This is a genomic window from Roseixanthobacter glucoisosaccharinicivorans (assembly GCF_043195095.2).
Classification (GTDB): domain Bacteria; phylum Pseudomonadota; class Alphaproteobacteria; order Rhizobiales; family Xanthobacteraceae; genus NCEH01.
Window position 1 is genome coordinate 677,030 of sequence record NZ_CM195538.1, and the last position, 16,554, is coordinate 693,583.

Sequence of the window (16,554 nt, forward strand, 5' to 3'; positions counted from 1 at the left end):
TAAGGAACGGGTCAGTCGCGCCGGTTGCGCTTGTCGAGGCGGCGGGCCAGCAGGTCGCCGAAGCTCTGCACCGCCTGCACGAGGAGGATCAGGACGATCACCACGGCGGCCATCACGTCGGGCATGAAGCGCTGGTAGCCGAAGCGGATGCCGAGATCGCCGAGGCCGCCGCCGCCCACCGCGCCCACCATGGCGGAATAGCCGAGCAGACTCACCACCGCGAGGGTGAGCGCGAGGGTGATGGCCGGGAGCGCCTCGGGCAGCAGCACCTTGGCGACGATCTGGAGCGGGCTCGCCCCCATGGCGCGGGCGGCTTCCACCAGGCCCTGGTCCACCTCGCGGATCGCGGCCTCGATCAGCCGCGCGATGAAGGGCGCCGCCGCCACCGTCAGCGGCACGATGGCCGCATTGGTGCCGATGGAGGTGCCGGCGATCAGCCGGGTGAAGGGAATGATCGCCACCACCAATATGATGAAGGGCGTGGAGCGGGCGGCGTTCACCACCAGTCCGAGCGTGTGGTTCAGCACCGGGGCGGCGAACAATTCGCCGCTGCGGCTGGTGGCCAGGAACACGCCCAAAGGCAGGCCGATGGCGGTGCCGATGAGCCCGGCGACGGCGACCATGTAGAGGGTCTGGCGGGTGGCCTCGATCAGCAGATCGACGATGGCGGGGGGCAGGATTTCAGGAAACATAGCCAAGCACCTCCACGCCGAGACCAAGCCCGGTGACGGCGGCCTTAACGGCCGCCACGGTTGCGATGTCGCCCGGCACCGACACCACGATGACGCCGAACGGTTCGCCCGCGATATCGTCCACCTGGGCCTGGATGATGTTCACATCCACGCCCAGCAGGCGCGCGACGCGCGACAGCACCGGGTCGGTCGCATGGGTGCCGGTGAAGACGAGGCGTAGCACCGCCTGCGCCTCTCCCACGCGGACCGGCTTCAGGCGATCCGCCACCTGGGCCGGCAGCGCGGTGCCGGTGACGGCGGAAATGAACGCCTTGGTGGTCGCATGGCGGGGGTGGGAGAAGATCTCGAACGTGCGGCCTTCTTCCACGATGCGCCCGCCATCCAGCACCGCCACCCGGTTGGCCACCGCCTTGATGACCGCCATCTCGTGGGTGATCAAAAGCACGGTGAGCTTGAGTTCGGCATTCACCTTGCGCAGCAAGGCGAGGATCTGGTTCGTGGTCTCCGGATCGAGGGCGGAGGTGGCTTCGTCGGAAAGCAGGACGCGCGGGCGCGTGGCGAGCGCGCGGGCGATGCCGACGCGCTGCTTCTGCCCGCCGGAAAGTTCGGCCGGATAGCGGTCGCGCTTGTCGGCAAGGCCCACCAGATCGAGCAGCGGTTCAACCCGCGCCTTGATTTCGCGACGCGAGACGCCGGCGATCTCCAGCGGCAGGGCCACGTTCTCATAAGCGGTGCGGCGGGACAGCAGGTTGAAATGCTGGAAGATCATGCCGATGGAGCGGCGCGCGGCGCGAAGGCCGGTCTCCGACAAGGCGGTGATGTCGGTGCCGTCCACCACGACACGCCCGGAGCTCGGCCGCTCCAGCCCGTTCACCAGGCGGATGAGGGTGGACTTGCCCGCGCCCGAGCGGCCGATGACGCCGACGATAGCCCCTTCGGGCACGGAAAGGGTCACATCCTCCAAGGCCGCCACCAGCGGCGTGCCCGCGCGGGCGGCATAGGTTTTCCCCACATGGGCAAATTCGATGACGGCGCGGCTGGCGGGGGCGGGTTCGAAGGGGTTCTGCACGGGCGCGGGCCTTCCCGAAGGGTCGGCTTCCTGTGCCGATGCGGCGACAATAGGCAGGATGGCGGTCACGATCATCTCCGGCTTTCGTCGGCATGGAACGCGAACGCGCGTTCGTCCTGGCGGTCCATCTCAGGGCGCAGGCAACCGACGGCTGGAAGGGAATTTCGGGCGGCAAAAGACGCGGCGCTTCAATCAGGCCGCAATCACATTCGCATACACAGGCAGCGCATCATGGCCGCACCCATCGTTGATGTTTCCCGTGTCGATACATCGTTCGTTTTGGCGAACAAGTCAAGCCGCCTGAAATGAATGTGAAATAGATTTTCGGGCCGCGCCGCGCGGGGGCCGTTCCGCCATCCGATGGCCGGGCGCGCGCCGCGGGGGCGGGGCGCCCGGCGTTGTCAAAGCGCGGGGGCGACCACATATTGAGCGTCGCGGCGACCATGTGAGGTTCGTTGCGCCCACGAGTTTTGAGATCATGTCGTCTGCGGAACCCATTCATCTGAGCGAGAAGCAGTTTGCTCAGATCGCCCGCGCGCTGGCAGAACCACGCCGCTACCAGATGCTGAAGGAGATCGGTGCCGCCGGGGCGCAACTCGCCTGCACTGCGTTGGCGGAGTGCCATTCCGTGAGCGCCGCGACCATTTCCCACCATCTCAAAGAGCTTGAGACCGCTGGCCTCGTGGATATCGTGCGCGAGGGCAAATTCGCCAAGCTCATCCTGCGCCGCGACGTGCTGAGCGCCTATCTCGAGCAGCTTTCCCGGATCTGACTCCGCCCGCGCGGACCTTTATGCCTCCATGCGCGCCCGTCCCGAAAACTTCGGGCACCGCCCGGCGCGATGACCCCTTGCAACCGCAGCCGGCCTTCCCATCTACGCCGCACATCAATTAGATATTTATCTAATTATCGAATCGTTCCGGTTAGGAGAGATGAGATGGGCAAGCTTTCAGGCAAGGTCGCGGTGGTCACCGGGGCCTCCAAGGGAATCGGCGCGGCCATCGCGAAAAGCCTCGCGGCCGAAGGGGCCTCGGTGGCGGTGAATTACGCGTCCAGCAAGGAGGGCGCTGACCGCGTGGTGGCGGAAATCACCGCCGCCGGCGGCAAGGCGGTCGCGGTGCAGGGCGATGTGGCGAAGGCCGCCGACGTGGCGCGCCTGTTCGCGGAAACGAAGGCCGCGTTCGGCGGGCTGGACATTCTCGTGAACAATGCCGGGGTCTACACGTTCGCGTCGATCGAAGAGGTGAACGAGGAGCACTTCCACCGCCAGTTCGATACCAATGTGCTCGGCCTGCTGCTGGCCACCCGGGAGGCGGTCAAGCTGTTCCCCGCAGAGGGCGGCAGCATCGTCAATATTTCCTCGGCGGCGACCGCGCTCTCGCTGCCGACCGCTTCGGTCTACACCGCCACCAAGGCGGCCGTGGAATCCATCACCCGCACGCTCGCCAATGAGCTGGGGCCGAGGAACATCCGCGTCAACGCCATCAGCCCCGGCGGCGTGGATACCGAAGGCACGCGTGCCATCGGCATGATCGGCAGCGACATGGAAAAGCAGTTCATCGCCAAGACCCCGCTCGGGCGCGGCGGCCAGCCGCAGGATATAGCGAGCGTGGCGGCCTTCCTCGTCTCGGTCGATGCCGGCTGGCTCACCGGCGAGATCCTCTTCGCTTCGGGCGGCCTGCGCTGAGCGCAGGCGTCCCGGCGCAGGCGCGCTCCGGCCGTTTTCCCCTTCCGGCCGGGGCGCGCGATGTCATTCGGCCGCGCGGGGGAAGGGCAGGTGCTTCTGCCCATCCTGCGCGTCCGGCCGGTGGGCATCCGGGCCGTGAGCATCGTGCTCATGCCCGGGATGCTCGTCCTTCTTGCCGACGAAGCGGCCGAACAGCCGGCCCATAACGTGGCTGAAATCGTCCATCACCGAGAACACCGCCGGCACGAACACCAGCGACAGCACGGTGGAGGCGATGAGCCCGCCGATCACCGCGATCGCCATGGGCGCGCGGAACGAGCCGCCTTCGCCCAGCGCCAGCGCGGACGGCAGCATGCCCGCCGCCATGGCGATGGTGGTCATGACGATGGGCTGCGCGCGCTTGCGGCCGGATTCAAGCAGCGCAGTGGTGCGATCCATGCCCTTGGCCATGGATTCGATGGCGAAATCCACCAGCAGAATGGCGTTCTTGGTCACGATGCCCATCAGCATCAGGAACCCGATCACCACCGGCAGCGAGATGGAATTGCCCGTCAGCAGCAAGGCGATGAACGCCCCGCCCACGGAGAGCGGCAACGCCACCAGGATGGTGATGGGCTGCAGCACATCCTGGAACAGCAGCACCAGCACCGCGAGCACCAACATCACGCCGGCGGCGATGGCGAGCGCGAAGCCGGAGAACACCTCGCCCATGATCTCGGCATCGCCGGATTCCTTGAGCGTGACGCCACGCGGCAGGTTCTTCGCGGCCGGCAGCGCGCGCACCGCCTCGATCGCGGCACCGAGCGGGGTTTCCCCCACCAGATCCGCTTCAACGGCCACCCGGCGCGCGCGATCATAGCGGTCGAGCGATGTCGGGCCCTTGCCGAAGCTCACGTCCGCCACCGAGGACAGCGGCACCGAGACGCCGGGCTTGGAGGTCGGCACCTTGAGCGCATCGAAGGTGGCGAGCTTGGCGCGCGCCTTCTCGTCCATCTGCACGCGGATGTCGATCTGGCGGTCCTTGGCAGAGAATTTGGCGAGGTTCGCCGCGATGTCGCCGATGGTGGCGATGCGCACCGTCTCGGCGATGGTATCCACCGAGACGCCGAGCTGCGCCGCCTGGTCCAGCTTCGGCACGATGCGGATTTCCGGCCGGTCGAGCGCGGCGCTAGACACCACGTTGGCGAGGGTCGGCACGTGGTCGCGCACCTCCTTCTCCAGCTTCAGCGCCGCCTGTTCCACCGCCTCGCCGTCATTGCCGGAGAGGATCATGGAGAAGCCGCGCTGCGCCGCCTGCCCGTTGGGGCTCCAGGTGAAGCGCATGTCGGGCAGCGCCGCCAGCTCGTCGTGCAGGCGGGTTTCGAAGGTCTTCTGGTCGACGCTGCGTTCGGCGCGCGGCTTCAGGTTCACGACGATCTGCGCCTTGCGCACCTCGCTCGCCATCATCGCCATGCCGCCCTGTCCGCCGGTGCCGGCGGTGGCATAGACGCTCGCCACTTCCGGCTGCTTCAGCAGGTCCGCCGTGATCTGGTCCGATACCGCCTGGGTTTCCGCGAGCGTGGTGCCCGGCGGCATCTCGATGGAGAGCATGGAGCGCGAGATGTCGTTGGTGGGCAGGAAGCCCGAGGGCAGCAGCGTGGACAGGAAGATGGTGCCGGCGAACACGGCGAACCCCATCGCAATGGTCGCGAAGCGATGGCGCACGGACCAGCCCAGCAGGCGCACATAATGGCGCATGATGAAGCCGTCGCCGGTTTCCCGGTGGCCGTGGTCGCGCAGGAAATAGGCCGCCATCAGGGGCGTGATGAGCCGCGCCACCGCGAGCGAGAACAGCACCGCCACAGCAACCGTGATGCCGAATTGCTTGAAATATTGCCCGGCGATGCCGCCCATGAAGGACACCGGCACGAACACGGCGGCGATGGTGAGCGTGGTCGCCACCACCGCGAGGCCGATTTCGTCCGCCGCCTCGATGGCCGCGCGATAGGGGGATTTCCCCTGTCGCATGTGGCGCACGATGTTCTCGATCTCGACGATGGCATCGTCCACCAGGATGCCGGTGACCAGCGTGATGGCGAGCAGGCTCACCGCGTTCAGCGAGAAGCCGAGCGCGTCCATCACCCAGAAGGTGGGCAGGATGGACAGCGGGATGGCGAGCGTGGTGATGAGGGTCGCGCGCCAGTCGCGCAGGAACAGCAGCACCACCACCACCGCGAGGATCGCGCCTTCGATCAGCGTATGCATGGCGGATTGGTAGTCCGCCTTGGTGTAGCGCACGGTGGTGTCGATCATGGTGATGGACACGTCCGGATGCGCCGCGAGCAGCTTTTGCACCTCCGCTTCGGTGCGGTCATAGACCACAACGTCGGAGAAGCCCTTGGCGCGATAGACGCCGAAGGCCACCACGGGGCGCCCGTCGAGCCGCGCGAACACGCGCTGCTCCGCCGCCCCGTCGGTCACCGTGCCGAGATCCTTCAGCCGCACGTAGCGCCCGTTGGAGAGCACGATGCGGGTCTCGGCGAGATCGTCCACGCTCGCGGCGCCGGCCAGCGTGCGAATCGACTGCTCCTGCGTGCCGACTTCCCCGCGCCCGCCCGAGACGTCCAAATTGGTGGCGCGCAGCTGGCGCGAGACCTCAGCCGCCGTGATGCCGAGCGACATCAGCCGGTCGGGATCGAGCGCAACCCGGATCTCACGATCCACGCCGCCTTCGCGCTTCACCTGGGCGACGCCGCGAATGCCCTGGAGCGTGCGAGCCACCGTGTCGTCCACGAACCAGGAGAGTTCCTCCGCATTCATGGTGGGCGAGGCGACCGCATAGGTCACGATGGGCAGGCCCTCGATGTCCACCCGCTGGATCAGCGGCTCCTCGATGGCCTGGGGCAGTTCGGTGCGGATCTTGGTGATGGCGTCGCGCGTGTCGTTCACCGCCCGGTCCACCGCCGTTTCCAGATGGAATTCGATGGTGGTGACGGAGGAGCCCTCCGACAGCGAGGAGGTGATGTGCTTCACCCCGGCCACGCCGGCGACGGCGTTCTCCACCTTCTTGGTGATCTGCGTCTCCAGCTCGCTTGGCGCGGCGCCGGGCTGGGAGATGGAGACCATGACGATGGGCACGTCGATGTTCGGCATCTGCGTCACCGGCAGCGAGCGGAAATGCACGATGCCGAGCGCGGTCAAGACCACGAACAGGACCAGGGAGGGGATGGGCTTGCGGATCGCCCAGGCGGAAATATTGAGGGCCATGGCGCTTATTTCGCTCCCGCGGTGCGGTCCGCCTCGACAGCGGTGACGCGGTCGCCCTCACGCAGGAAGCCGCCCGCGCGCACGACCACCAGATCCCCCGCACCGACGCCGGAGACGAGTTCGATGCGGCCTTCGCCCTTCAGGCCCGGCTCGACGCGGCGCTCGGCCACGACCCCGTCCTTCACCACCAGCACATAGGCGCCCTTGGCGTCGAACATGACGGCGGACTGAGGCACGGCAAGCCCCTCGCGGCGGGCGATCTCGATCACGCCGCGGCCATAGGTGCCGGGACGCAGGCGGTCGTCGTCGCCAAGCGCGATTTCCACTTTGCCGAGCCGGGTGGATTTGTCGAGCTGGGCGGAGATGAGGCGCACCGTGCCGGCGAGCGGCGCGGAGAAGCCGGCCGGCGTGACGGCGACGCTCTGCCCGACCTGCATGCGCGGCATGGCCGCTTCCGGGACCTCGGCATCAAGGTCGATGGCGCCGTCGCGGGCGATGCGAAACAGCGGCTCCGACTTGGTGGACAAGACGATGGCGCCGATGCGGGCGTCGCGCGCCAGCACCACGCCGGCGGCGGGAGCCTTCACCTCGGTGCGGGTGAGCTTCAGCGCGATCTCGGAGCGCTGCGCTTCCACGAGGCCGGCATCGGCCTCGCTCGCGGCGAGGGCTTCCCGGGTGGCGGCGACCTGGGCGCTCGCCACCTTCACCGCGCGCTCGCGCTCGTCCAGGGTCTCCTGCGAGACAACGCCGGTCTTGCGCAGTTGGCGCGAACGCTCCACCGCCGAGGTGGCTTCCGCCTCCTGCGCCAGCATCTGGTCGAGATTGGCGCGCTGCTGCGCGATGGCGGCCTTGGCCTTGGCGCGGTTGGCGGTGTTCTGGGCGAGCTGGGTTTCCAGCACCTCGCGATTGAGCCGCGCCAGCACCTGGCCCTGCTTCACCTTATCGCCCACCTCGGCGAGGATCTCGGTGAGGCGATAGCCCTCGATCTCCGGGCCCACCTGGATTTCCTCGCGCGCGATCAGCGAGCCCGTCACCAGAAGCGTTTCCACCATCTCGCGCTTCTCGGGGTGGGTGACGCTGACGGTGAGCCCCTTCACCGCCTCGGCGGCCGGCGCCTCCGCGAGCGCGGGGGGAATGAACTGGGGTGCCGCGAGCGCGCCGGCGAACAGCGCCCCCAGAAGCAGGCGGTGCGGCAGCGCTTGGCGCCTTGAGAGATTCAGCGGGGCACTGCGGGCGAGGCGGGGCATGGGTTGGTCGGTCTTTCTGTGTCCAGGCGCGGGCGTGTCGGCGATCCGGGGCGTCTGCGCCGGCGCATGACGATAGGGAAAATGCGGCAAGCTGATGCTCATGGCGGGGAGGATTTTGTTTCCGGCGACAGCATGCGCCGCACCAGGGTGGCGAAGGCGGGCAGGCGATCCGGCAGATTCCATTGCGGATGCAGCTGATTGTGGAGGATCATCCCGTCCCCCATCACCTTCAGCAGCATCACCAGCGTATCGGGATCTATGTGCGGGTCGATTTCGCCCCGCGCCGCGCCCGAGACCAGCGCCGCGCGCAGCAGGACGTGGCTTTCCTGCTCCACCGGCTCAAGCGCCTCGCGCAGCTTCTCGTTGCGGATCGCCTCGGCCATGATTTCCGGGCCGAGCTTGGCGCAGTCGATGCTGTCCTTGGAGAGCAGGGTGGCGATGCATTCGGTCAGCCCGTCGATCAGGCTCGGCGCCTGGTCGAGGAATTCGAACAGCTTGGCCCGCTCCGCGCTCTCGCCCTCGACGATCGCGCCGATGATGGATTCCTTCGAGGGAAAATAGCGATAGAGCGCGCCCGGGCTCATGCCCGCCTCGGCGCAGATCTTCTGCATGGAGGTGCCGTGAAAGCCATCGCGGGCAAAGCATTGCACGGCGGCGGTGAGGATGCGCTTTTGCTGCTCGGAGCGGTGATCGAGCACGGAAACATCGGGGGCGCCCAGGGCCATGGAACCTCAGGGTGTGAGAATGAATATTCGCTCTCAGCATGGCCACAGCCGCGCTCCGGGTCAAGAGCGAATATTCGTTCTCGTTGTTTCGCCTGGAAAATCCGTCTCCTGGTCCCGGCCGCTCCGGTACGAGAAAGGGGCGGAAAAGGCCTCTGGCGCGGGGCGCGGGTTGCCGGGCCGGCCGGGAACGGATCATATGAGATCCAAGGCGCGGCGGATTCGCGGGTGCGCGCGGCGTGTCCTGTTCGGCAGGTGGCGGCGCTCGTCGCGGCCGTTGCCGTACCCGGGACTTTGCGCGCGCGCGGCGGTCGACGCCCACGCGGCGGCCCGGCGTTCGCGAGAGCGGGCGGCGTGTGGCGGAGCGCCATAAGCTCGGGGGAGCGAAGTGGGGGGAGTGAAGATGCGCGTGCCGCTGGAGCGTTTTCGAGCGAACAGGACGTCCATTCGCGCGAAGAAAAGAGGCAGGTTCGATCCGCGAGACGGCTTCTCCCATTCCGCGAAAGCCGGGGCCGCTTCCATTTTCTCCGCGCTGTTGCTGGCGACCCTGCTCACCGGCCCGGCCCGCGCGCAGGACAATGCGGTCTCCGCGCCCGGCTGGCAGCCGACGCCCTGGGCGGACAGCGTGTTCCTGGAAAGCCAATTGTTCTTCAGCCTCAACACGCCCGACGGACGGGGGGTGAGTGAGCAGCAATGGGTGCAGTTCGTCGCCGAAGTCGTCGCGCCGCGCTTTCCCGGGGGGCTGACAGTGCTGGAGGCGCAGGGCCTGGTCGCCGCACACCCGCCTTCGCCCGCGCCGGCCGCTTCGGGCGGGGCAACGACCGCCGCTCCTCCCGCCAGCGCAGCGCCCGCTTCCCCAGCACCTCCTGCGGGCAAGGGCACGCCGGCCGGCAACGGCACGGCCGGAAGCCCTGGCGCGTCCGCGAGCGGCGCCGCGACCGCCGGCACGGCCTCCACCGCTTCGGCCGCGCCGGATCCGGCGCCCGGTGCCGCTCTCTCGGCCGCCGCCGCGCTGGCGCTCTCGCGGCCCGGCACGCGCCTTTTGCTGATCGTCCATCCCAACACGCCCGATGCCAGCGCCAAGCTGGGCGAGATCAAGGCCGCCTATATCCAGCGCTTCGGGCAGCGCCGCGTGTTCCACGTGGATTTCCCGGTGCGGGTCATTCCATAGTCGGTAGGCGCAAAGCCCTTGAGGCGCGGGGCGGCGCACCCTACGTGAGGGGGGACATTCCTTCTCCCCCGCGAGGCCCTTCATGTTCGCCGCCGCCTTCACCGCATTCGGGCAGGTGTTCTCGCCGCTCCTGCGCGGCGTTCTGTTCAGATCGGTGCTGCTGGCGCTGGGGGTGCTGGCCGTTCTGGCGATCGGCCTGTTCGCGGCGGTGGAATACCTGACCGAGCTGCCCTATCCCTGGCTGGATACCACCCTCGCCATCGTCACCGGCCTCGGCCTCGTGTTCGGCATTGCCTATCTCGTGCCGGCGGCGTCCTCGCTGGTGGCCGGCCTGTTCGTGGACGAGGTGGCGGAGAAGGTGGAGCGGGCGAGCTATCCCAACGATCCGCTGGGCACGCCCCAGCCGCTCGCGACCTCGCTTTATTATTCGGCGCGCTTCTTCGTGCTGGTGCTGGCGGTCAACATTCTGGCGCTGCTGCTGCTGCTGGTGCCGGGCGTCAATCTCATCGCCTTCTTCCTGGCCAATGCCTATCTGCTCAGCCGGGAATATTTCGAGATGGCGGCGATGCGCTTTTCCTCACCCGCCCAGGCGCGCGCGCTGCGCCAGGCGAACGCCACCAGCATCTTCATCGCCGGCCTGCTGATGACGCCGCTGCTGATGGTGCCGATCCTCAACCTGATCATGCCGGTGTTCGGCACCGCCTTCATGGTGCACCTCCACAAGCGGCTGAAGCCGGTGCCGACCCACCGCCTGATCGAGGCTTAGGACCGATCTCCATTCATGGCTTGACGCCGTTCAGGAGAGATCGTCCTGCACGGGCGTGTCCCGTGCATCCACGCGGCACCGCTGGCACCGGCTCTTCAAGGCTTGCACGTCCGGCCTGGCGTGGATGGCCGGGACGAGCCCGGCCATGACGAGCGGAAGAAAGACAGTCACGCGCACCCGACGTCAGGCGCCGCGACGCGGCACCGCGCCGCTGAATGTTGATCGGTCCTAGGACCGATCAATCCTCCCCATCGCCGAGGTCTGGATGCCTGGCAGAGCCGCGATGCGGGCGGCAATGAAATCCATGAGCAGCCGAACGCGCGCAATTCCCGCGCGTTCCGGTACGATCAACATATTCAGCGGGACACCGGGCAATCGATAGTCGGGCAGGATCGCCTCCAGTTGGCCTTCCGCGAGCAGATCGTCGATCAACCAGCGGTGGGCGGCGGCGATGCCGCGTCCGGCGACAAGCGCCTCGCGGACCGCAAGGCCATGGTTCACCCGAAACCGCCCCGTGACCGGCACGGCATGGTCCACGCCGTCCGCGCCCCGAAGAACGAGGGTTTCGCTGCCCATCACGTTCGACATGCGGATGTTCTCATGGGCAGAGAGATCCTGGGGGCAAGCGGGTTTGCCATGCTCTGCCAGATAGGCGGGCGAGGCCACCAGAATGCGCTGACTTTCGCCGAGCGCGCGCAATTTCAGAGTGCTGTCGATGAGCGGGGCGAGGCGCACCGCGATGTCGACGCCTTCGCGGACAAGATCGATGCGCGCATCAGTCAGATCGAGGTCGACGCTGATGTGAGGATAGAGGTCCTGGAACGCGAAGATCATCTTGGTGACGTGCAAAATGCCGAACCCGGCGGTGCAGGAGATCCGGATCGTCCCCGCCGCCGCCCCCTGGGTGGCGCGTGCTTCATCGCCCGCCTGCTCGACGAGACGCAGGATTTGGAGGGCATTGGCGTAATAGCGGCTGCCTTCGTCCGTCACCGTCACGCGCCGTGTGGTGCGGCTCAGCAGGGGGACGCCGACGGCGTCCTCCAGTTCCTGCAATTGCCGGGTGATCGTGGATTGGCCGACCCCCAGCTCCCGCGCCACCGCAGACAGGCTGCCGCGGTCGGCGACCCGGACAAAGGTGCGCAGGCGTTCGAGCGTGACGCCTGACTTATCCATTAAACGGAACAATCATATCCATTTACTTCATATAGTGGATCGGTTGTCTTCAAGCTAGATGTGAATCCGTCTCACCATCGGATCACTGATCATGAATGTTTTGCTCGTCTTTGCTCATCCCGAACCGGGTTCGCTGAACGGAGCGCTCCGCGATGTGGCGGTCAGCACACTCGTCGCTGAAGGCCATGAGGTGCAGGTCAGCGATCTGTATGCTGCGGGGTGGAAGGCGGAAGTGGACCGGGCCGACTTTCCGCTTCTGCCGCCCGATGCCCGCCTTCAGCCAGCGGCGGCGTCCGGCGAAGCCTTCGCCGCGCACGCCCTGACGGACGACGTGCGGGCGGAGCAGGAGAAGCTCCTGTGGGCCGACGTGCTGATCCTTCAGTTTCCGCTCTGGTGGTACAGCATGCCGGCGATCCTCAAGGGCTGGGTTGACCGGGTTTATGCCTATGGTTTCGCTTATGGCGTGGGAGAGCACAGCGACACGCATTGGGGAGACCGGTTCGGCCAAGGGACCTTCGCCGGCAAGCGGGCGATGCTGATCGTGACGACCGGCGGCTGGGAGGAGCATTATTCAGCGCGCGGGGTGAATGGTCCGATCGACGATATTCTGTTCCCCATCAATCATGGCATTCTGTTTTATCCCGGCTTCAACGTGCTTCCGCCGTTCGTTGCCTTCCGCGTGAATCGTCTCGATGCGGCGGGGTTCGAGGACGTTGCGGCGCGCCTGCGCGCGCGGCTGCGGACGTTGGCGACGACCCCGCCCATTCCCTACCGCAAGCAGAATGGCGGGGATTACGCCATTCCTAGCCTTCAGCTTCGTGCCGGCTTGGGAGACCCCGGAGCGAGCGGGTTCGCGCTTCATGTGGATCGCGGCGCTGTCGGCAAGCCTGCGGAATGAGGAGGCGGCTCGCCGGCCGGTTCAGATCGGCTTGTCCGGCCAGCGGCACAGATCATTGATGGGGCAGATCGGGCACTCGGGCAGGCGCGCCTTGCAGATGTAGCGCCCGTGCAGGATCAGCCAATGGTGGGCGTGGCGCTTGAAGCGGTCGGGGATGCGCGCCTCCAGGCCCAGTTCCACCTCCAGCGGGGTGGCGCCGGGCGCAAGGCCGGTGCGGTTGGCGACGCGGAACAGGTGCGTGTCCACCGCGATGGTCGGCAGGCCGAAGGCGATGTTCAGCACCACGTTCGCGGTCTTACGGCCGACGCCGGGCAAAGCTTCGAGCGCCGCGCGATCCACCGGCACCGCGCCACCATGGCGCTCCAGCAGCAGGCGGGAGAGTTCGGCCACGTTCCTGGCCTTGCCGCGAAACAGGCCAAGCGTGCGGATATGCCCGGCAATGCCTTCTTCGCCGAGCGCGACCATGGCGGCGGGCGTGGGGGCGGCGGCGAACAGGCCCTTGGTGGCCTTGTTCACGCCCACATCGGTGGCCTGGGCGGAAAGCACCACCGCCACCAGCAAGGTGAAGGGATCGACATAATCCAGTTCGCCCTTGGGCTCGGGATCGCGCAGTTCGAACCGCGTGAAGGCCTCGACGATCTCGGCATCGCTCCAGGGCGCGAGGGTGCGCCCGTGCGCGGCGGCGGCGGCATTGGCGACCGCGCGGCGGCGCGCGGGAACGACGCCCGCCGCCGCTTCGCCCTTCAAGCGTAAGGCGGGGGAAGCGGGGAGAATGGGCTTGGCGCCGGCCTTCCCGGCCCTCCCGGCCTTCGCGGCCTTCCCGGGCTTCGCGTCCGTCTTGGCCTTCGCGTCCGTCTTGGGTGTCGCTGCCGTGGGAGGTGTCGCTGCCTTGGGGGGCGGCGCGATCCTGGCGGGTGCCGCGGGCTTGACGCCGGCCCTGGCCGGCTTGGCGGGGGTCGCGGCAAGTTGAGAGCCGGCTGGGGGAGTTGTGGTTTTTCGCGCCATTTTGTCCCTATAATCCCAGCCATGACGAAGGCCAATGACCTGCCTTTCCCCGACGATGGGGAGCCGACGGTGTTCGCCGCCACCATGGCGCCGCACCGTTCGCTGTCGCAGCGCGGCTTTCTGCTGCTGATGCTGGGCGTCGGCTCCATCAGCTTTTCATGCGGCGTCCTGTTCCTGGCCATGGGCGCCTGGCCGGTGTTCGGCTTCTTTGGGCTCGACGTGGCGCTGGTGTATTTCGCCTTCCGCGCCAATTTCCGTTCCGCGGCGGCGCGCGAATATATTCGTGTGACACCGAGCCTGATTCAGGTGCGCCACGTGCCGGCCCGGGGCAAGGCGCGCGATTTCCAGATGAACCCCTTTTTCACCCGGCTCTGGCGGCGCGAGGTGGAGGAGTTCGGCACCATCGACATGGCGCTGGTCTCGCGCGGGCATCACACGCCCGTGGGCATCCATCTCGGCCCGGTGCAGAAGGGGGAACTGGCGGATGATCTCAACGCCGCCTTGCTGGAAGTGAAGCGCGGCGTGACCCGCACCGTGTTTTGATCCTGCGGGGAAATCGGGTGGGCGCCCATGACAAAAGCTGGTGAGATGGCCCCTCGATCCTTAGAAGGAGCCACGCCCGTGCTGCTGCACGATTCCCCCACGCTGACGCTGCCCCCGGTGGCTGGCTTTGCTCCCTTGACCCCCGCCAACGAACTGGACATCGCCGCCGCCGATTATGACGTGGTGCGCCACGCCGTCGCCTATGTCACCACCCACATGCGCCAGCAGCCGGAGGTGGAGGAGATCGCCCGCGCCGCCGGCGTCACCAGCCGTGCCTTGACCGATGTGTTCCGCCGCTGGTGCGGCCTCACGCCCAAGGCCTTTCTCCAGGCGGTCACGCTGGATCGCGCCCGCCAGGTGTTGGCGGAGAGCGGCAATGTGCTCGACGCCGCGCTGGAACTGGGGTTGTCCGGCCCCGGCCGGCTGCATGATCTGTTCGTGGTGCACGAGGCCATGTCGCCGGGGGAATGGAAGACCGGCGGGGCCGGGCTCGTGATCCGCTACGGCTTCCACCCCTCGCCGTTCGGCCTCGCTCTGGCCATGGCGACCCCGCGCGGCCTGTGCGGGCTCGCCTTCGCCGATGCGGGCGAAGAGCGCTCGGCCTTCGCAGACATGTCGGCCCGCTGGCCCAATGCGCGCTTCGTGGAGGAGCCGGCGGCGACCTTGCCCTTGGTGCGCTGCATATTCGACCCCGCCGCCTGCCGCGAGGACCAGCCGCTGCGCATCGTCTTCATCGGCACGGATTTCGAGGTGCGGGTGTGGGAAACCCTGCTGCGCATCCCCATGGGCCGGGCGACCACCTATTCCACCATCGCCGACCGGGTGGGCAGCCCGAAGGCGGCGCGGGCGGTGGGCGCGGCGGTCGGCAAGAATCCCATCAGCTTCGTGGTGCCCTGCCATCGCGTGCTGGGCAAGAACGGCGATCTTACGGGCTATCATTGGGGTCTCACCCGCAAGCGCGCCATATTGGGCTGGGAAGCCGGGCGGGTGATGGGATAGGGGGATCGACATTCAGCGGCGAGGTGCCGCGTCGAGGCGCCTGACGTGGGCTGCGCGCGATTGTCTTTCTTTTGCCGGTCGTCATGGCCGGGTGTGTCCCGGCCATCCACGCCGTGCCGAACGTGCAGGCCTTGAAGAGCCGGTGCCAGCGGTGCCGCGTGGATGCACGGGACGAGCCCGTGCATGACGTTTCTCACCTGAAAAGCGTCAAGCCAAGACCGATTCTCGGGCGCTGATCGCCTCAGCCGTGCCGCAGGCCCTCCCGACCTCAGTCCTTCGCCAGCGCGAAGCGCAGCAGGATGGTGCGCTGGATCGGGCTGAAATTGTCGTCGGAGACGAGGGTCAGCAAGGTCTCGCCGGCCGCGTTCACGGTGACCGCGAGGCCCTCCATATTGTCGATCTCATAGCCCATGTCGGCGGTGAACAGGATGTCGCCCTTCAGCACCGCGCCGGGCGCCACATCCTTCAGCTGGAAGCGGCGGATCTGCATGGAAACGCCCGTGGTCACCGCATAATGGCGCTCCAGCAGGAACAGTTCGCCGTCCGGCCCCAGCGCCGCATCGGTGGCGCTGAACACGCCGCTTTTTGGGATCGTAAAGGTGCCCGGCTTCGGCCCGCCGATGATGAAGCCCGGCAGATCGGCGGCATTGGTCACGCCGACTTCGCCGATGCCCAGCAGCGCGCCGGCGAGCGGGCCGGAGGGCACATAGACGAGGCTCTCGAGCCCGAGATTGTCGCGCAGCGCCTTCACCCCCGGCGGCACCGGGATCGGCTTGCCCTTCTTCCCCAGCGGGTCGAGGCCGGGGAAGGACCAGATCTCGTTCACGTCCTCCAGGCCGACGAAGACAGTCTGCGGGCCGATGGCGAGGGATTCCGCATCGCCTCGCTTGGTGTCGGCGAGCGGCGCGCCGGTCTGGTCCAGCATGGCCGCCGCCGTCACGTCGGCAAGGCCGGTCGGCCGGTCGCCCTCGGTGACGAGCCGCCCGCGCAGGAACACGCCGGCATCGGTGACGGCGAGGAAATGCGCGCCGTCGGCATCGAGGCGGAACGCCGATATGCCGCCGAATCCGGGAAAGGGAGAGGTGAGCCGCAGGCCGCCGCGATAGATCAGGGCGCCGAAGCGCGTGTCGTCCTTGCGCGGATGGAAGGTCGCGAGGGGCGTGGCCTGCACCTCGATCGCCACCGGCTCCACCGGCAGGCTGGCGGGCTTGGAAAACGCATGGCCCGCAAGCCCGAACGCCGCGCCGGCGGCGAGGGCCAGGACGGCGAACAGGCCGGTGCGCCGTACGCGCCCCGCCGCGCGATCAGGGTTCATGACAGCCATTCCCCCGCTTCC

At 67.7% G+C, this 16,554-nt stretch carries 15 protein-coding genes; 7 read left to right on the forward strand and 8 right to left on the reverse strand.

Annotated elements, in window-relative coordinates:
• Positions 1-11 precede the first annotated feature (11 nt).
• On the reverse strand, positions 12-692 hold the full coding sequence (locus V5F78_RS02905; RefSeq protein WP_394066717.1) for a methionine ABC transporter permease: 681 nt from the start codon (positions 690-692) through the stop codon (positions 12-14).
• Positions 682-1,836, reverse strand: a complete 1,155-nt coding sequence (locus V5F78_RS02910; RefSeq protein WP_394066715.1) for a methionine ABC transporter ATP-binding protein — start codon at positions 1,834-1,836, stop codon at positions 682-684. Before V5F78_RS02910 ends, V5F78_RS02905 begins: the two co-directional genes overlap by 11 nt.
• 403 nt (positions 1,837-2,239) lie before the next feature.
• On the opposite strand from V5F78_RS02910, the gene V5F78_RS02915 reads away from it, so the two are divergent.
• Together V5F78_RS02915 and V5F78_RS02920 are read left to right on the forward strand one after the other, a co-directional pair.
• On the forward strand, positions 2,240-2,533 hold the full coding sequence (locus V5F78_RS02915; RefSeq protein ID WP_394066713.1) for an ArsR/SmtB family transcription factor: 294 nt from the start codon (positions 2,240-2,242) through the stop codon (positions 2,531-2,533).
• A gap of 165 nt (positions 2,534-2,698) precedes the next feature.
• Positions 2,699-3,448, forward strand: a complete 750-nt coding sequence (locus V5F78_RS02920) for an SDR family NAD(P)-dependent oxidoreductase (protein ID WP_394066711.1) — start codon at positions 2,699-2,701, stop codon at positions 3,446-3,448.
• 63 nt (positions 3,449-3,511) lie between these two features.
• Here V5F78_RS02920 and V5F78_RS02925 read toward each other — a convergent pair whose 3' ends face one another.
• From V5F78_RS02925 to V5F78_RS02935, 3 genes are read right to left on the reverse strand one after another with little or no spacing between them, the layout of a single operon-like run.
• Positions 3,512-6,694, reverse strand: a complete 3,183-nt coding sequence (locus V5F78_RS02925) for an efflux RND transporter permease subunit (protein ID WP_394066709.1) — start codon at positions 6,692-6,694, stop codon at positions 3,512-3,514.
• A 5-nt stretch (positions 6,695-6,699) separates the two neighbouring features.
• Positions 6,700-8,043, reverse strand: coding sequence for an efflux RND transporter periplasmic adaptor subunit (locus tag V5F78_RS02930; RefSeq protein WP_509276551.1), 1,344 nt, complete (start codon positions 8,041-8,043; stop codon positions 6,700-6,702).
• Complete coding sequence (locus V5F78_RS02935; protein ID WP_394066706.1) at positions 8,040-8,666, reverse strand: TetR/AcrR family transcriptional regulator; 627 nt, start codon at positions 8,664-8,666, stop codon at positions 8,040-8,042. The genes V5F78_RS02930 and V5F78_RS02935 overlap by 4 nt, the downstream gene beginning before the upstream one ends.
• 400 nt (positions 8,667-9,066) lie before the next feature.
• Here V5F78_RS02935 and V5F78_RS02940 point away from each other — a divergent pair, with 400 nt between their 5' ends.
• Both V5F78_RS02940 and V5F78_RS02945 read left to right on the forward strand, forming a co-directional pair.
• Positions 9,067-9,834 carry a DUF3574 domain-containing protein gene (locus V5F78_RS02940; protein WP_394066704.1) on the forward strand — a complete coding sequence of 256 codons (768 nt, stop codon included), beginning with the start codon at positions 9,067-9,069 and terminating at the stop codon, positions 9,832-9,834.
• An 82-nt stretch (positions 9,835-9,916) separates the two neighbouring features.
• Positions 9,917-10,600, forward strand: coding sequence for a sulfate transporter family protein (locus V5F78_RS02945; RefSeq protein WP_394066702.1), 684 nt, complete (start codon positions 9,917-9,919; stop codon positions 10,598-10,600).
• A gap of 228 nt (positions 10,601-10,828) precedes the next feature.
• Here the strand turns inward: V5F78_RS02945 and V5F78_RS02950 are convergent, their stop codons facing one another.
• On the reverse strand, positions 10,829-11,773 hold the full coding sequence (locus tag V5F78_RS02950; RefSeq protein ID WP_394066700.1) for a LysR family transcriptional regulator: 945 nt from the start codon (positions 11,771-11,773) through the stop codon (positions 10,829-10,831).
• A 91-nt stretch (positions 11,774-11,864) separates the two neighbouring features.
• On the opposite strand from V5F78_RS02950, the gene V5F78_RS02955 reads away from it, so the two are divergent.
• A complete protein-coding gene (locus V5F78_RS02955; protein ID WP_394066698.1) occupies positions 11,865-12,671 on the forward strand; it encodes an NAD(P)H-dependent oxidoreductase in 807 nt (268 codons plus the stop codon).
• A 21-nt stretch (positions 12,672-12,692) separates the two neighbouring features.
• Here the strand turns inward: V5F78_RS02955 and nth are convergent, their stop codons facing one another.
• The gene (nth, locus tag V5F78_RS02960) at positions 12,693-13,418 is read right to left on the reverse strand and encodes an endonuclease III (RefSeq protein WP_394066697.1); all 726 of its coding nucleotides are present in this window, start codon (positions 13,416-13,418) and stop codon (positions 12,693-12,695) included.
• A 279-nt stretch (positions 13,419-13,697) separates the two neighbouring features.
• On the opposite strand from nth, the gene V5F78_RS02965 reads away from it, so the two are divergent.
• Both V5F78_RS02965 and V5F78_RS02970 read left to right on the forward strand, forming a co-directional pair.
• Positions 13,698-14,219, forward strand: coding sequence for a DUF2244 domain-containing protein (locus tag V5F78_RS02965; RefSeq protein WP_394066695.1), 522 nt, complete (start codon positions 13,698-13,700; stop codon positions 14,217-14,219).
• 108 nt (positions 14,220-14,327) lie between these two features.
• On the forward strand, positions 14,328-15,218 hold the full coding sequence (locus tag V5F78_RS02970) for a methylated-DNA--[protein]-cysteine S-methyltransferase (RefSeq protein ID WP_394066897.1): 891 nt from the start codon (positions 14,328-14,330) through the stop codon (positions 15,216-15,218).
• A gap of 268 nt (positions 15,219-15,486) precedes the next feature.
• Here the strand turns inward: V5F78_RS02970 and V5F78_RS02975 are convergent, their stop codons facing one another.
• Positions 15,487-16,533 carry an esterase-like activity of phytase family protein gene (locus tag V5F78_RS02975; protein ID WP_394066693.1) on the reverse strand — a complete coding sequence of 349 codons (1,047 nt, stop codon included), beginning with the start codon at positions 16,531-16,533 and terminating at the stop codon, positions 15,487-15,489.
• Between the last annotated feature and the right edge of the window lie 21 nt (positions 16,534-16,554).